This window comes from Sulfurimonas sp. (genome assembly GCF_026196735.1).
Lineage (GTDB): Bacteria > Campylobacterota > Campylobacteria > Campylobacterales > Sulfurimonadaceae > Sulfurimonas.
The window spans coordinates 358,253-374,065 of the sequence record NZ_JAPHUF010000007.1 but is presented as its reverse complement, the minus strand read 5'-3'; the positions used below and the strand labels follow the sequence as shown (position 1 = coordinate 374,065).

Here is a 15,813-nt window from a genome sequence, read left to right as displayed (position 1 = left end):
CTGTGCTATTGTTAGCTTTTAGCTTAACAAACTTATATTCAAACGAATTTAGCTTTAGAAAATATCAACATGTAAAGAGTTTTTACTCAGATATTAGTTCTGATACTATAGAAGTTGGCTTAAAACATAAAATTCCTCCAGCAGCTATTATGGCGATTGCAGGATTGGAGTCAGGCTACGGTAGTGGCTATGTAGCACAGATTACCGGAAATATTCTAAGCCTAGGGGCTTTTAAAGGCGACAGAGAACTTCCGGCATTATATCTGCCCTACTCAAAATCAAGTAAAAGTATTTTATTTGATGAAAATAAGATTAAAAAACGCTCTAAAAATGATTTATTATGGAAACAAAGACCAAAAAGTTTAAAAAGAGATTATAGGCCAGAACAATATGCTGGATCTACAAGAAATCTAGCACTGTTAAAATATGATAAAAAACTAAAAGAAAAAGCCTGCAAGGCATGTTTAAACGATTTTGCCACCAGATGGATTAAAAGCAATTCAAAAGTAAAAGTATTTAGAGATGCTAGAATTTGGCTTGACAAAGAAGTTTCTAGTAAAGGTTTAAAGGTTCTATTTAACGAGCAAACAAATAAAAAGTTTATTGAGATGATAGGTGGACACCCTCATTCGTTTAATTATAGAAAAACTTGGCCAAAAAAAGCTAAATTAATTATGAGCAGAGCCGGTCTGGTCAAATTATCTACTGATATATACATCAATAAAATGAGTTTTAATACAGCATGGAGAAATAAATGAGTAAAAAAGAACAACTAATAAAAGATATACAGAATCTGCTTAACACATATGATGGCATTCACAAAACAGATATCAATCCTGCTTTGCTTGAATTTATGGACGAAGATACATTAATTAGTATTATTGATTCTTTGCTTGATCAAAAAGAAAACGAAAAAGAAGCAGATTTAGAGTGGCTAGAGCAGTTTAAAAAACAAAATAATTAAGATTATAATTTATAAAAAATAAAAAAAGTGATGTTTTATTCAGTTATTAATATTATATTTATATAATGATTAAAAACAAATTGAGCATTAATCTCCCCTATTTCGTGCTATTTCGTTAAGTACAAACATATTCAATACTAATTCTGTTTAATTTGTTACTCAATAATCTGCTATAATTCCTTTAATATATTAAAACAAGGAATTTCTTATGACAAATGTAGATTTAGTGCAGTTAACGCAACAAACAAAAAAATTATCAGCTATGGTTGTAGAAGATGAAAAAGTAGCAAATGAGTTACTAAGTTCGACTTTCAAAAACTTTTTTTCAGATGTAAAATCATGCTTTAACGGTGAAGAAGCATTAGAAGAATACTCAAAAAGTGAACCAGATGTGGTATTTGTTGACATTATTATGGCAAAAATGGATGGTATAGAACTTTCACGAAAAATAAGAGAGATAAATCCTAATCAAATTATTATTGTAATTTCTGCGAGTAATGACATAGAAAAAATATCTGAATCAATTGAAGTTGGTGTAAACAGTTTTATTCAAAAACCAATTGACACAAAAAAGATAATCGAACTTTTAACAAGCGTTGTATCTATGATTGCGAAAAAGAAAAAAGTTGAAACAAAAACATTCTCTATTTCTCTTCCTCTAGACCTTTATGAAATTGTTAATGAAAATGCAAAATCTGAAAGTATTTCTAAAAATGCTGTAATAATCAGAGCACTTCGTAATTTTTACGACTAAGATTATATATTTTCACTAAACCTGAGCCCTTTTATACTTTATTAAGATATAAATCTATATAATTTCGGCTCAGTAACCATTACTGTATGTGGCCCCGTCGTCTAGCGGTCAGGATCCATGGTTTTCATCCATGTTACAGGAGTTCGATTCTCCTCGGGGTCACCACTTACTTTTACAAAATTTCAACTATAAAACTATTTCTATATTAAACGCACAATCGCTGCCAATAATAAGCTGGACACAGTATAATACAACATATACATATTAGTTACTTCATACAAGTTGGCAAGTAGGCTCCATTGTTTTTGGGATGGCAGACTTATAATTTTACTTAAACTTATTTTATAGAACAACACCAATCAAACACCTTGATTACTTACATATACATGTGACGAATCAAATGTAGCTTTTTTTAAAAGCGATATATATTATTTACAACAGATAAGTTGGGTACCATGAATATAGAAATTATTACAACACAGAACAAAGCGTGCGAAAGTATTTTAAATTCTATCAATAAGATAGGATATACAACTAAACTAAGCATATGTAACACACTTAAAGACTTAAAAGATGTAGTGCACAGAAAACCGGATTTAGTTTTATTGGCTGTAAAATATATTACTACCGAGAATGATGATAATATTTGGCTCTCAGAATTTTTTGAAAAAAATAATATTAATTATTCCGGTTCATCAAGAGAGACTTTGAAATTTGATTCTGATAAAGTGCTTGCAAAGTTATACTTAAAAGATAAGGGCATAAGTACTGCAAGGTTTTTTACAGCAGTTCCAGGAGAATATAAACGAGACAATGATTTACCAATCAACTATCCTCTATTTTTAAAACCTTCAGATTCTTCAGTTGAAAATAGCACAGACAACTTATCATTTGTAAACAATTTTGCAGAGTTTGAGAGTAAAGTATCTTCATTGTATGATTTGTATCAAATCCCTGTTCTAGTTGAAGAGTACTTGGATGGACAAGAGTTCACCGTTGCCATCATTAAAACAAAAGATGATGAACTATTAATATCTTCTATTGAAGTAATACCTCCTAAATCAAGCGGCAGGCTTAGAGTTTTGGGCGAGAAAATGAAAAAAGATGATATAGAAAAACTTGTTGAAATTGAAAACAATGCCGTAATGAACAGCGTAAACAAACTTGCCATAGATGCATACATTGATTTAGGAATTAGAGATTTTGGACAAATAGATATAAAAGCAAATAAAAGCGGACATTGTTTTTTTATGCAAGCCAATATGCTACCAGCCATAACAAACGGCTCTGGATATTTTTCTCAAGCATGCAAAATAAAAAGTATGATGAGCTATGATAAAGTGATTAAGCTTATTGTAGATGAAGGTATTAGCAGAGTTACATGTACAAAGGCTGGTACGAATACTAGCCTTTTTGGTTAGTTTATTATTTTAAACTCTCAGCTACAAGCTGATTCACCACTGTCGGGTTTGCTTTGCCGCCTGTGGCTTTTAAAACTTGTCCGACAAAGAAGCCTAAAAGTTTAGTATTACCTGCTTTGAATTTGGCTACATTGTCTGGATTTTTTGCAATTATTTCGTCAATAATAGGTGAAATTTTAGAGGGATCACTTATCTGCACAAGTCCCTTGTCTTCAACTATTTTTTTTGGATTTTCTCCGCTTTTAACCATCTCTTCAAATACTTCTTTGGCAATTTTACTTGAGATAGTCTCATCATCGACCATTTTAACAAGCTCGGCTATTTGATCTGCGCTAAATTTTAGCTCACTTGCTTGCGTTTGCTTTAGCTCTCTAGCTACTTCATTTACTACTATGTTGGCCAAACTCACGGGACTATTAAGCACAGATAGAGTCTCTTCATAGAATGACGAAAGATTCTCATCACGAGCCAGTGTATTTGCAATTTCAATACTTATCGAACGAGCAGTATATTTATTAAATAGTGCTTGCTCAGCTTCAGTCATAGCCACAACTTCGCCATCCACTTGCACTTTTTTAGCCTGTGCTTTAGGCTCTGGTGTAGGTTTGTCTGCTTTTGTCTTTTTACCCCAAGAATCTTTAAGACCTACAATTTTATTAAATACAGGCTTTTCATCCGTATAGTCAATAGGATCAGCGTAAAAATACCCCTGTCTTTCAAACTGGAATCTCTCATCAGGTTTATCCAGAATTACAGCAGGTTCAATAAGTGCATTTTTTATAACATGTAAAGAGTCTGGATTTAAATCTTGTATTCCTTCCGGAGCTTCACAAGAAAACAATCTATCATATAACCTTACTTCCACTCTTTTAGCCTCTTTTGCACTTACCCACTGAATAGCACTTTTAACCTTGATACCGCTACTGTCTGAGCCGCTTTTTGAATCAGGGTGATATTCAGCTTTTATTTCACAGATATTTCCACCGGCATCTTTTATAACTTCTTTACATGTAATAATATACCCGTGTCTAAGTCTCACAGGTTGCTCAGGTGTAAGGCGGAAGTAACCTTTTGGAGGATTTTCTTTAAAATCATCTCTTTCAATATAAATATTTTTAGAAAAAGGCAATTTTCTTGAGCCCTCTTTAGGTACATCATGTGGGTAGTATGGAGCATCAATCTCTTCGTGACCTTCATAATTCTCAATTGTCACTTTTAAAGGATCAAGCACTGCTAATACGCGCGGTACTTTTGTATTTAAGTCATCTCTTATACAAAATTCAAGTTGTGCGACATCAACCATTGAGTTTGCTTTTGCTACACCTATTTGATCACAAAAGTTCAAAATAGATTCAGGAGTATACCCTCTTCTTCTATATCCAGCGATTGTAGGAAGGCGAGGATCATCCCAGCCACTAACTTGTCCATTTTCAACTAATTCTAAAAGCTTTCTTTTGCTCATAACTGTATAGTTAATGCCAAGTCGTGCAAACTCATGCTGATAAGGACGCGGCAACTCAAGCCCAAGCGTATCTAGTACCCAATTATAAATATCACGATTATTTTCAAACTCTAGTGTGCAGATAGAGTGAGAAACTCCCTCGATATAGTCAGACAAGCAGTGAGCAAAGTCATACATCGGGTAAATAGACCATTCATCCCCTGCTCTAAAATGATGTGCGTGTCTAATGCGATATAAAAGTGGATCACGCATTTTCATATTTGCTGCTGACATGTCTATTTTAGCCCTAAGAACATGCTCGCCATCTTTAAACTCACCTTTTTTCATTCGCTCAAAAAGGTCTAGATTTTCTTCAATACTTCGCTGTGCAAATTTGCTGCGCTTGCCTGACTCTGTAACAGTCCCGCGATATTCTCGTATCTCATCTTCTGTTAGGCTGTCAACATATGCCTTATCCATTTTAATGAGTTGTATAGCATAGTCATATATCTTAGAGAAATAATCAGATGTAAAATATACAGCATCGCCCCAGTCAAATCCAAGCCATTTTACAGCATCTTTAAGAGCCTCAACATATATCGTATCTTCTGTAGTTGGATTGGTATCATCCATTCTCAGGTTACAGTGACCATTGTAGTCACTTGCAATTCCAAAATTTATAAAAATAGACTTTGCATGTCCAATATGCGGGAATCCATTAGGCTCTGGTGGAAATCTTGTAACAACCTCTTTATACTTGCCTGACTTTAAGTCCTCTTCAACTATTGTGCGTAAAAAATCTTTACTTTGACTCATTATTATTAAACCTTTTTAAAGAAACTTTGTTTTGATTTGAAATTTTTACTATAAGAGTTGTATTTTATCATCTTTGTGCTTATAGCATCTTAGAGAAGTTGTTTGAAGGAGAAAGAATAATAAGCATACATCTTGTATTTAATCAAAAACTTGTTAAAATCACAAAAATAACTTTTAGGATTTTTAATGTTAAGATTTGCAGCTAGTCCAACTGGTGATATGCACATAGGCAGCCTTAGAGTTGCCCTATTTAACTATATTGTTTCAAAACAAAGAAACGAAGATTTAATCGTTCGTATAGAAGACTTAGATAAAGAGAAAAACATAGAGGGTAAAGATGATGAAATACTAGATATTTTAAATTTATTTGGCATAGAGTATTCTCAGGTAATACATCAGAGTCAAAATGTTCGTTTTCATACGGCAATGGCGCTTCAACTGCTACATGAGAAAAAAGCATTTAGCTGCTTTTGCTCTTCTGAATGGCTTGAGAAAAAGCGCAAAGAAGCAAAAGAGCAAAAAAAACCATATCTGTATGATGATGCTTGTAGAAATCTGCCTGATGAGTTAGTAATTGATAATTTAAATCCATTTACCATTAGAGTTAAAAAGCCTGATGAAGCGATAGTTGTAAAAGACCATATAAAAGGTGAAATCAATTTTGAACCTGAAGATTTAGATAGTTTTGTCATTATGTCACAGGACAAAACACCAACATATGACTTTGCATGTGCTGTTGATGACATGTTAAACGATATATCTTTAGTTATTCGCAGCGAAGAGCATATAAAAAACACTCCTAAACAGGAGTTAATAAGAAATTCACTTGCTTACGAGAAAAAAATAGAGTACGCTCACTTGCCGGCTATATTAAACGACAACGGCGAAGAGGTAAGCATAAAAGATGATGCATCTAGTGTTAAATGGCTTTTAGAGGAAGGGTTTTTACCATCTGCAATCGCTAACTATTTGATTCTCATCGGAAACAAACCGCCAAAAGAAATCTTTGACATGTCAGAAGCTATTGAGTGGCTTGATTTAAGCAATATATCAAAATTCCCTGTTCGTTTTGATATCGACATGTTAAGACATGTCAACAAAGAACATCTCAAAAACCTTGATGCAAAAGAACTCTCAAGATATGTTGGTTTTGCTGATGCTGAGATTGGTGAGCTTGCAAGAGTTTATCTTGAAGAAGTAAGTACTACAAAAGAGTTAAAATCTAAGATAGCACCTATCTTTGCAAAAAAAGAGATTCCTAAAGAGTTCACAGAGGATGCTAAAATAGTGACAGAGAGTATTAAAAATGCGCCCTACTTTGATGAATATGATGATTTTAAAAATCACATAATGAAAGAATCCGGACTTAAAGATGCAGATTTCTCCAAAACACTTGGTTTTTTGCTTACTGGAGCCGAACATGGACCGGATGTTGCTAAAATATACAAATATATTAAAAACTATATAGGAGAGATTGTAAAATGAGTAATTTAGGTCAAGCAGTTCTACAATTAGGTTCTCTTTTTACAGGAATTATTGAGATTTATATATGGGTCGTTATTATCGCTGCTCTTCTTAGCTTTGTAAACCCTGATCCATACAATCCGGTAGTACAATTTCTTCATAGAATCACAAATCCAGCGTACAGCCTGGTTAAAAGCTACATTAAAACTAATTTCAATGGCATTGATTTAGCACCTCTTGTTATCATCATAGGTTTGCAAGTTGTAAGCATACTTTTGACATATGTTTTTAATGTGCTAGCTGGTATGCTGTAAAAAGTAACATGATATGATTAAATATCTTCTTATATCTTCGCTTTTATTTGTTAGCGGATATGCGAAGATAAGTCTTGAAGACATTAACTCAAAGCCTCCTTGTCGTGCTAAAGACTTTATGATTTGGCAATTTTTAAAACAAAATATAACTCCAGACGAAGCAGACAAAGCCTACGAACAGGTCTATAACAATAAAAACAATAGACTTTTTTATGCTTATGCAAAAAAAACTAAAAATAAACATGTAAAATATAAGCTCTCTTGCAAAAAAGAACAAAACCTTTTATCTATCAAAGACCAAGAGTGCCTAGAGCTTGCCTTTACTCCCTATAAAGCGACCAAGCTTTCAAACGCTCAAAGAGAAAAATTAGCAAAAAGATTAAAATCTGAATCAAAAATAAATATATTGAAAATACTAAATGAAAATCATTCGAAAAATGCTTATAAAACTTACGATGCGGACACAATATTGACACTGCTGACAAACACAGGTTACAAATATCGCAGCAAGCACTTAAATATAGAATTTGATAAAGAGTTTATCGACTCACTAGCCGAGTCAAGAAAAATTTCTTACTTTATTAAGACTATGGTAAATAATGATAAATTCAATAAACTACAAAAATCACTTTTAAAAATGAGTGGTAAAAGTCTAAATTCTCAAGCCACATTTTATCTTGCTCTAAACCATTTAAGACACTCCGACGAAGCTAGTGCCGTAAAATTTTTCAAGTTATCTGCCTCAAAGGCTAAGTATCAAAAAAATATTGATAAAAATAATTTTTGGATATATTTTATAACAAAAGAACAAGAGTATTTAGACAAGTTGCTAAAAAGCAAAGATATCAATATATACTCTTTATATGCCCATGACAAAATGGATAAGAGAGTTGACAACTACTTTACCGGCCTTCAAACCAATAAAAATACTTCAAACAAAAACTTGCTTGACCCTTTTCATTGGAATGAAATATTAAAAGAGATAAAAACCACACAAACGGACGACCTTTTTGACCTTGCCCAAGAGTATAAACAAAAAGACATGTTGCCTGTAAGATCTTTGATAATTCAAAAAGCGTATAAATATAATATACATGGCTATGTAATGCCGTACGATGAGCATCTCGAAGACTTAAGCCTCGATGACAGAGCTTTAGTATATGCGATTATGAGACAAGAAAGCAATATGATACCATCCGCATTATCTCACTCTTATGCCTTAGGACTTATGCAAATAATGCCTTTTGTAACAGACCATATTAGCAAAACTATTGATGAGCCAATAACCCGTTATGATGACATGTTTATTCCAAAAAATAACATCAGATACTCAAAAGCACATTTAAAATGGATGAAAAAATCACTATATCACCCTCTTTTTATAGCTTATGCATATAATGGAGGTTTGGGTTTTTTAAAGAAGTTTTTACGCAAAGACAAGTTTAAAGAAGGAAAATACGAACCTTTTTTAAGTATGGAAATGATGACCAACGCAGAAAGCAGAGAGTATGGAAAGAAAGTCTTAGCTAACTATGTAATGTATAAAGAAGTTTTAGGAGAGAAAGTTTCTATTCTAGATCTTTTTGATACTTTAACACAACCGAAGAAGACTGATCGCTTTCGAAAACGAGGTTGATATCATCGCCGCTATTGGCAAATGTAGCTAAATAATACTTATTCCAATCGCTTTTAACATCTACTAAATGAGTGAAATTATTAATTTTTGATAGTTTTTTCAACTTAAGAGGCGCCTCACCGTTCATTGTCATACTTAACTCTGTATTTTTAGAGTCTTTAAGATACATGTACACAAAAAAGTATTCTTTGCCACTAAAATAATATGGATAGACTTCATTTAAATAAACCACCGATACGATGCCGGTTACATCACCGTCTTTACTCACAAGCTTAGTACTTTGTAAATTTGATACAGTTAGTTCTTGTTTCTCGTCCATATCAAACTGATCAAAGGCATTTTTACTTGAACAACCGGTAAAAAGCAATAAGAAAATAGATAGTATTAAAAAAGATTTCATTTTAATTCCTGTAAATAATGATAGAATTATATCTTATTAAACAAGCTTTTAACGAGTATTTTGTATAATCACTTAAATTTTAAATAAAAGATATAACTTGAGCAAAAGATTAGCCGTCGCATTTACCGGTCCATCAAACAGCGGTAAAACAACACTTATATTAAAAGTAGCTAGAAAACTCATTCATGATTATGGCAAAGAAGTAGCCATAATCAAACATGATCCTAAAGATAAGGCTCGTTTTGATGTTGAGGGAAAAGATAGTTATAAGTTTTCAGATACCGGAGCAGAGGTTATAGTAACCTCCCCTAATCGTACAACTTATTTTTCAAATAGACAAAAAGAGCTTGATGAGATGGTAAGACTTTTTGATAAATTTGATATTCTTTTAGTTGAAGGGCTTAAAAACCTGCCGCTGCCTAGAATAAGTATCTTTAGAGAATTTATTGATAGTGATTATTTTCCATATATGAATGCACTTGCAACAGATGATAGTCTAGATTTAAAAGAGTACGATATACCAAGTGGTGTCGATATTTTAGACATAAACAACTGCGAAGATGTAATATCTTGGATATTTAAAAATGCGAAGGAAATATAAATAGATGACTGACATATTTGATGCAATTCAAAAAAGCGCAATAAGAATTAAAGATGCTATAGATGTAAAAGATATCGGTTACTCACAGCAAGAAAACAGCTCTGGGGAGACACAGTTACAGCTTGACATCAAATGTGACATGATAATTGAAGAGGAATTCTCTAGTGTAGCTTCTATACACACAATTGCAAGTGAAGAGAAAGAAAAAGAGATGCTAATGAACAAAGATGGCAAATATTTTATTGCTTACGACCCACTTGACGGCTCATCTTTAGTAGATGTAAACTTAAGTGTCGGTTCTATCTTTGGAATATACGAAAATGCATTTGGTGCAAAAAATATGGTTGCTTCATGTTATGTTGTTTTTGGTCCTCGCGTTGAGATGGTATTTGCCCATAATAAAGCAAAACTTCATTTACTTCAAGGTGAAAATTGGGAATTTACTAAAGAGATTCGTTTGAATGAAAAAGGCAAACTAAATGCACCTGGAGGAACTCAGCAAAACTGGGAGCCATACCATAAAGAGATGGTAGATAGTTTCTTTGCTGAGGGTTATCGCTTAAGATATTCCGGAGGAATGGTTCCTGATTTACACCAAATTCTTCTTAAAGGTGGTGGACTATTTAGTTATCCTGGTACATCTGACAAGCCAGAAGGTAAACTTCGTAAGTTATTTGAAGTATTTCCTTTCGCATTTATATTCAAAACTGCAGGAGGAGGAGCTATCGACGGTCAAAATGATTTGATGACAATTGATTATGCTCATATACACGATACATCTCCTTGTTTCTTCGGTTCTAAATACGAAATAGCAAGAGTAAAAGAAGTTTATGCAAGTAACAAGTAGTCATGAATTAGATAAGTTTGAGCTGCATCTAGAGGAGATGATAGTTAAAGTTAAAAACTGTCAAATAGACAAAAACTTAAATAGTTGCAGTAGTTGTGAACACTATTTGAGTTGTGAACTGCGGACTGATTATGTTAAGTCTGTTTACAACAGTATGTCCAAGGGCGACACTGGTGGATTTGAATTTTAAAAGGACAAAAATTGAGTAAATATATAACAACCCCTATATACTATGTTAATGGCGAAGCTCACATAGGACACGCGTACACAACTTTTATAGCTGATACTATAGCTAGATATGAGAAATTAAAAGGTCATGATACTTACTTTTTAACCGGTACCGACGAACATGGTGAAAAGATTGAAGAGTCGGCAAAAAAAAGCGGTAAATCTATTCAAGAATTTACAGATGAGATGAGTGCTACTTTTAAAAATCTTTGGGATGAATTTGAAATAGCTTATGATAAGTTTATAAAAACAACTGATGAAAACCACAAAATAGGTGTGCAAAAAGCTTTTAAAGTAATGTATGCAAAAGGTGATATATACAAAGGTTTTTATGAGGGAAACTACTGCATAAGCTGTGAAACTTTTTTTCCGGAAACTCAGCTTACTGATGGTGAGTTTTGTCCTGACTGCGGAAGAACAACAAACATCGTAAAAGAAGAAAGCTACTTCTTTAAACTTTCAAAATATGAAGACAGACTGCTAAAACATTATGAAGATAATCCTGATTTTATTTTACCTCGTTCTCGTGGCAATGAAGTTATAAACTTTGTAAAAGGAGGTCTTCGTGACCTTTCTGTTACCCGCACATCTTTCTCGTGGGGTGTGAAGATGCCAAAATCTTTCAATGATGACAAGCATGTTATGTATGTTTGGCTTGATGCTCTTTTAAACTACATAACTGCTCTTGGATACGGCAAAGACGATGCTCTGATGAACTACTGGCCAGCTTCAACTCAATTTGTTGGTAAAGATATCCTTAGATTTCATGCTATTTACTGGCCTGCATTTTTGATGAGTCTTGATCTTCCTCTTCCAAAACATATCGGCGCACACGGTTGGTGGACAAGAGATGGCGAAAAAATGTCCAAATCAAAAGGTAATGTTGTCTCACCAAAAGAAGTTGCAGATGCTTATGGCGTAGAAAACCTAAGATACTTCATGCTTAGAGAAGTTCCATTTGGTCAAGATGGTGATTTTTCTCAAAGAGCATTCATCGACAGAATCAACTCAGAGCTTAGCAACGACCTTGGTAACCTACTTAACCGTATCATCGGTATGAGCGGTAAATACTCTGATTTTGAGATAAATAGTGTAGATGTAGAGAAATATCACACAAAAGAACTCAACGACATGAACGAGATACTTGATAACCTTGATGCTCTTATGGAAAATCTTCAGACACACAGATATCTTGAAGAGTTATGGAAGTTGTTTTCTATAGGCAACAAAGCCATTGAAGAACATGCGCCATGGGTTAAGATAAAAGAGGATAAAAAAGATGAAGCTTTAGCTACAGTTGCCCTTGTTGCAAATATACTTGCTAAGGCATCTGTCATGCTCAGCCCAGTAATGCCTAAAACAACAAACATAATTGCTGACGCACTTAATTTTTCTATAGATAATACTAGCTATAAAGAGCTTGTTGTAGATAAAAAACTATTGAAATTATTTAATATTAAAAAAGTTCCGCCTCTTTTCCCTCGCGTTGAAGAGCCATTGATGGAAGAAGCGCCAAAAGCTATGCCTGATGATAATCCAAACGATGAGATGAAAGAAGAATTAGCAGCTAAAAAAGAGAAAAAAGAAGAAGATAATCTTATAGAAATCGGTCAATTTTTTGAAACATCTCTAAAAGTCGGTGTTGTTGTAGAAGCAGAGGAAGTTCCTAAAAGTAAAAAACTTCTAAAATTACAAGTTGATTTGGGTGAAAATTCCAACAGACAAGTTGTAGCTGGAATAAAAGAATTCTATTCAGCAGAGTCGCTAATAGGTACACAAGTATGTGTTGTTGCTAACTTAAAGCCTGCTAAACTCATGGGAATGATGTCTGAGGGTATGCTACTAGCTGCAAAAGATGAAGACGGCTTATGCTTGATTAGGCCGGAAAAACCTAAAAAAGTCGGTACACCTATTGGATGAGACTAGAAAATTTTCTAGCACTTACGCATGCAACACTTGTAAATGAGCCATGCGTAAACACTTTTGAAAATATAACTTTTGAAGCAAAAAAAGTAAAAAGGGGTGATCTCTTTTTTGCTTACGATGAGAAAGATATTGAATTAGCAGTGTTAAATGGTGCATACGGTGTTGTTTTTGATAAACCAACACAAATAAGTGACACTGAGATTGCTTGGATAAAAGTTGAGAGTATTGACAATGCTTTAACAAGGTTCCTGCGCTTTAAAATGATTGAAAAAGAGGTAGTAGCTTACGAGTGCAATGAAATAATTCTCAAACTATCTCTGCAGGTCATAACTCAAACAAATTTTCTTACGCTTAGCGGTGATACAAGGTCTATTTTTAAATCACTTTGGAACATAGAGGATAGAACAACCATACTTTTCTGCCCTGCTCTAAATGATAAAAATATATTTGCAACTGTAAAAACAATTCCTAATGCTATTTATAAACCAATAGAAATCATGGAGCAGACTCTCTTTGAGACATCTTTCATATATGATAATGTATTTTACGAGAGACAACTTATCTCTCCGTTTTTCATGCCTTACTTAGAAGAACTGCTGCATCTATACACAAGCCTAAAAATAAACTATAGACTTAGAAAATTTACGCCTATAGAACATTTTGAAGCTGTTTTTACAAATAAAAATTTTGAACCAAAAGATTTTGGTACAAGCGATAGAGTACTTATATTTGAGAAAAATAGCGATATGATTGATGCAGAAATAAAGTTTTTACAAAAAAATGCGAATTGGGCTACAATAGTATATATTATTCCTCATACATGTAAATATGATAAAGCAGAGAATATTTTTATCTACAACAATCAAGAAGATATAATGGGTATACTAAAAAATAATAATTTTCACTTTGCACTTATTGTCGGTGTAGATAAATCTATCTTAAACAGACCAATAATTAATCAAACACAGTTAACTTTAGACTTTTAAACTATATACTATTTTCTTCTATCTGTATAAATTTCATATCTTTAAGTCTCATTATTGCTGTATTTACACTACCTGCATATTTTATCTCTTTATGGTGCACAAGGACACCGTCGACTGATTTGTAGTCTTCATATATTGTTAAGAATTCCATCTTGTGTGAACCCATTTTTAGTCGTCCGATAACTTTTTCAACTAAAAAATTATTTTTTGAGACAAAATACTCTGCTGTTATGGTGTTATTTTTCAATGAAATCAGATAACTGTTTTCTTTTACATGTAGTGTTATATCTTTTAATTTATTTTTTAAAACCAAAGGATTAAACAGTCTCATAAGTTGCAGTTTCATAGCATCCAACATAGGGCCTTGTGCTTGGATTTTTCTATTGCCAAACTGTTTTGTAGCACTATCTTTAGCCAGAATCCTTATCTCTGTTTTATGTGGATATATAAGCTCTGTACTTAGAAAATCAGGCATCATCACCTTACGATTATCAGTACCGTTTTTGTTTGTTGTCTTAGCTTCAATATCCCATGTTTGCTCATAAGAAGCTAGTTTTTCAAGATTGTTTTCTCCACCGTATGCCACTATCATCTTTTGGATTATGTTTTCACTGCTTAGTTCACTCGCACTAAGCAGAGTAGAGATAAAAGTTATTGATAGAAATGTTTTTAATATAATGTTCATGTATGGTAGTTCCTTAGTACTTTTTAATTATGCGATATTTTCTTGAGATTATACTTTAAGTCTATAATATTTTTTAGATACAATACAAGAACTTGAAATTTTTAAGGTATTACTAAAATATGAACCGTAGAGACTTTTTAACGACCGCGACGACAGCTTCTGCAGCACTTGCTCTTAGTGGATGCAACGATAGTAATCGTCAAGCAATAGACTACTCTAAACACCCACAAAAAAAAGATGATAACGAGGTGAATGGCGAAGCCAGAGAGGGTGCCCTGGGGTATAAAAAAAGAGTGAACATAAACAAAAATAAAAAAATTGTTATAAAGCTTGCTACAAGCTGGCCTGCGCATTTTCCTATTATGGGTACGGGTGTTGAAAAATTTGCTCAAAGAGTAAAAGATGTAAGTGGCGGTTCTTTGGAAATAAAACTATATCCAAAAAATGTACTAGTCCCGGCTTTGGCTGTTTTTGATGCATGTTCTAGCGGTCAGATAGATGCTTTTCACTCCGGACCGTACTACTGGAAAGGCAAAAACTCAGCATTTTCGCTTTACAGCGGTATCCCTTTTGGATTTACTTCTGAAGAGATTAATTCGTGGATGCTTTTTGGCGGTGGCTTAGAACTTTGGCGCGAGCAGTACGCTAAGTATAATCTTCATCCTTTTATGGGCGGAAATACTAACATACAAATGGGTGGATGGTTTAGAAAACCAATTGGATCGATTGATGATATGCAAGGTCTCAAAATGCGTGTTCCCGGTTTAGGAGGCGAGGTCTTGTCAAAAATGGGTGTAAACCCCATACTTCTACCAGCTGGAGAAATTTATACATCTCTGGAGCGTGGAGTTATAGATGCCACAGAATGGGTTGGTCCTGCACTTGATATCAAGATGGGCTTTTATAAGGTTGCACCCTACTATTATTCCGGATGGCATGAGCCAGGTTCAATACTTGAACTCACCTTTAATAAGCAGTTTTGGAATAAACTAGCTTTTGAGCATCAGTCCATGATTGAAGTTGCATCAAGTGAAATGAACTCAAATATGACTTATGAATTTCATGCCCAAAATATTCATGCGCTTAAAAAATTAAAAGAGCTGGATATATCTATACAGCAGTTTCCAAAAGATGTAATAGAAGCCGGTAAAAAAGCATTAAAAGAAGTTATTTCTGATTTAAGCACCAAAAATAAGGATTTTGAAAAGGTTTTTAACTCAATTGACAAGCACTTGAGCCTATCTAAAGAGTGGAGTGATGCTAGTTTAAGATATTTTTTAAATGAGAGATAACAGATTAGTAAGTATAATCACATTTATACTTTAATATA

Annotated in this window: 16 protein-coding genes and 1 tRNA gene; 14 read left to right on the top strand and 3 right to left on the bottom strand. The window is 33.4% G+C overall.

Annotated elements, in window-relative coordinates; translation table 11 throughout:
• The first annotated feature begins 2 nt into the window (after positions 1-2).
• The 5 genes from OQK60_RS05115 (at position 3) to OQK60_RS05095 (ending at position 3,139) form a co-directional block, all read left to right on the top strand.
• The gene (locus tag OQK60_RS05115) at positions 3-758 is read left to right on the top strand and encodes a hypothetical protein (protein ID WP_297684758.1); all 756 of its coding nucleotides are present in this window, start codon (positions 3-5) and stop codon (positions 756-758) included.
• Positions 755-964, top strand: a complete 210-nt coding sequence (locus OQK60_RS05110; RefSeq protein WP_297684755.1) for a hypothetical protein — start codon at positions 755-757, stop codon at positions 962-964. The genes OQK60_RS05115 and OQK60_RS05110 overlap by 4 nt, the downstream gene beginning before the upstream one ends.
• Positions 965-1,172: 208 nt before the next feature.
• On the top strand, positions 1,173-1,718 hold the full coding sequence (locus OQK60_RS05105) for a response regulator (protein ID WP_297684753.1): 546 nt from the start codon (positions 1,173-1,175) through the stop codon (positions 1,716-1,718).
• 90 nt (positions 1,719-1,808) lie between these two features.
• Positions 1,809-1,883 (top strand) — tRNA-Glu (locus OQK60_RS05100).
• Between the two features lie 290 nt (positions 1,884-2,173).
• The gene (locus OQK60_RS05095; protein WP_297684751.1) at positions 2,174-3,139 is read left to right on the top strand and encodes a D-alanine--D-alanine ligase; all 966 of its coding nucleotides are present in this window, start codon (positions 2,174-2,176) and stop codon (positions 3,137-3,139) included.
• Between the two features lie 4 nt (positions 3,140-3,143).
• Here the strand turns inward: OQK60_RS05095 and OQK60_RS05090 are convergent, their stop codons facing one another.
• The gene (locus OQK60_RS05090; RefSeq protein WP_297684749.1) at positions 3,144-5,396 is read right to left on the bottom strand and encodes a glutamine--tRNA ligase/YqeY domain fusion protein; all 2,253 of its coding nucleotides are present in this window, start codon (positions 5,394-5,396) and stop codon (positions 3,144-3,146) included.
• A gap of 186 nt (positions 5,397-5,582) precedes the next feature.
• Between OQK60_RS05090 and gltX the strand changes: the two genes are divergently transcribed.
• The 3 genes from gltX to OQK60_RS05075 are packed head-to-tail and all read left to right on the top strand — an operon-like array spanning position 5,583 to position 8,810.
• A complete protein-coding gene (gltX, locus tag OQK60_RS05085) occupies positions 5,583-6,881 on the top strand; it encodes a glutamate--tRNA ligase (RefSeq protein ID WP_297684747.1) in 1,299 nt (432 codons plus the stop codon).
• A complete protein-coding gene (locus tag OQK60_RS05080; RefSeq protein WP_297684745.1) occupies positions 6,878-7,174 on the top strand; it encodes a YggT family protein in 297 nt (98 codons plus the stop codon). The genes gltX and OQK60_RS05080 overlap by 4 nt, the downstream gene beginning before the upstream one ends.
• 13 nt (positions 7,175-7,187) lie before the next feature.
• Entirely contained in the window at positions 7,188-8,810 is a 1,623-nt protein-coding gene (locus OQK60_RS05075; RefSeq protein WP_297684743.1) for a lytic transglycosylase domain-containing protein, read from the top strand.
• Here OQK60_RS05075 and OQK60_RS05070 read toward each other — a convergent pair.
• Positions 8,743-9,210: a hypothetical protein gene (locus tag OQK60_RS05070; RefSeq protein ID WP_297684741.1), complete on the bottom strand. Its 468-nt coding sequence runs from the start codon at positions 9,208-9,210 to the stop codon at positions 8,743-8,745. The genes OQK60_RS05075 and OQK60_RS05070 overlap by 68 nt on opposite strands.
• A 97-nt stretch (positions 9,211-9,307) precedes the next feature.
• Between OQK60_RS05070 and mobB the strand changes: the two genes are divergently transcribed.
• From mobB to OQK60_RS05045, 5 genes are read left to right on the top strand one after another with little or no spacing between them, the layout of a single operon-like run.
• A complete protein-coding gene (gene mobB / locus OQK60_RS05065; protein ID WP_297684739.1) occupies positions 9,308-9,811 on the top strand; it encodes a molybdopterin-guanine dinucleotide biosynthesis protein B in 504 nt (167 codons plus the stop codon).
• Between the two features lie 4 nt (positions 9,812-9,815).
• A complete protein-coding gene (locus OQK60_RS05060; RefSeq protein WP_297684737.1) occupies positions 9,816-10,658 on the top strand; it encodes a class 1 fructose-bisphosphatase in 843 nt (280 codons plus the stop codon).
• Entirely contained in the window at positions 10,642-10,848 is a 207-nt protein-coding gene (locus OQK60_RS05055) for a hypothetical protein (protein WP_297684735.1), read from the top strand. The genes OQK60_RS05060 and OQK60_RS05055 overlap by 17 nt, the downstream gene beginning before the upstream one ends.
• A gap of 11 nt (positions 10,849-10,859) precedes the next feature.
• Complete coding sequence (metG, locus tag OQK60_RS05050) at positions 10,860-12,806, top strand: methionine--tRNA ligase (protein WP_297684733.1); 1,947 nt, start codon at positions 10,860-10,862, stop codon at positions 12,804-12,806.
• Positions 12,803-13,798, top strand: coding sequence for a hypothetical protein (locus OQK60_RS05045; RefSeq protein ID WP_297684731.1), 996 nt, complete (start codon positions 12,803-12,805; stop codon positions 13,796-13,798). Before metG ends, OQK60_RS05045 begins: the two co-directional genes overlap by 4 nt.
• 1 nt (position 13,799) lies before the next feature.
• Here OQK60_RS05045 and OQK60_RS05040 read toward each other — a convergent pair whose 3' ends face one another.
• Complete coding sequence (locus tag OQK60_RS05040) at positions 13,800-14,483, bottom strand: hypothetical protein (protein WP_297684729.1); 684 nt, start codon at positions 14,481-14,483, stop codon at positions 13,800-13,802.
• Between the two features lie 119 nt (positions 14,484-14,602).
• Here OQK60_RS05040 and dctP point away from each other — a divergent pair, with 119 nt between their 5' ends.
• Positions 14,603-15,775 (top strand): TRAP transporter substrate-binding protein DctP, encoded by a 1,173-nt coding sequence (gene dctP / locus OQK60_RS05035; protein ID WP_297684727.1) that lies wholly within the window; start codon positions 14,603-14,605, stop codon positions 15,773-15,775.
• The last annotated feature ends 38 nt before the right edge of the window (positions 15,776-15,813 follow it).

Coding starts and splice junctions, on each gene's coding strand:
- OQK60_RS05095 (WP_297684751.1), top strand. CDS start 2,174: ATGAATATAGAAATTATTACAACACAGAACAAAGCGTGCGAAAGTATT.
- gltX (WP_297684747.1), top strand. CDS start 5,583: ATGTTAAGATTTGCAGCTAGTCCAACTGGTGATATGCACATAGGCAGC.
- OQK60_RS05080 (WP_297684745.1), top strand. CDS start 6,878: ATGAGTAATTTAGGTCAAGCAGTTCTACAATTAGGTTCTCTTTTTACA.
- OQK60_RS05110 (WP_297684755.1), top strand. CDS start 755: ATGAGTAAAAAAGAACAACTAATAAAAGATATACAGAATCTGCTTAAC.
- OQK60_RS05040 (WP_297684729.1), bottom strand. CDS start 14,483: ATGAACATTATATTAAAAACATTTCTATCAATAACTTTTATCTCTACT.
- OQK60_RS05060 (WP_297684737.1), top strand. CDS start 9,816: ATGACTGACATATTTGATGCAATTCAAAAAAGCGCAATAAGAATTAAA.
- OQK60_RS05075 (WP_297684743.1), top strand. CDS start 7,188: ATGATTAAATATCTTCTTATATCTTCGCTTTTATTTGTTAGCGGATAT.
- OQK60_RS05055 (WP_297684735.1), top strand. CDS start 10,642: ATGCAAGTAACAAGTAGTCATGAATTAGATAAGTTTGAGCTGCATCTA.
- OQK60_RS05105 (WP_297684753.1), top strand. CDS start 1,173: ATGACAAATGTAGATTTAGTGCAGTTAACGCAACAAACAAAAAAATTA.
- OQK60_RS05045 (WP_297684731.1), top strand. CDS start 12,803: ATGAGACTAGAAAATTTTCTAGCACTTACGCATGCAACACTTGTAAAT.
- dctP (WP_297684727.1), top strand. CDS start 14,603: ATGAACCGTAGAGACTTTTTAACGACCGCGACGACAGCTTCTGCAGCA.
- OQK60_RS05070 (WP_297684741.1), bottom strand. CDS start 9,210: ATGAAATCTTTTTTAATACTATCTATTTTCTTATTGCTTTTTACCGGT.
- OQK60_RS05090 (WP_297684749.1), bottom strand. CDS start 5,396: ATGAGTCAAAGTAAAGATTTTTTACGCACAATAGTTGAAGAGGACTTA.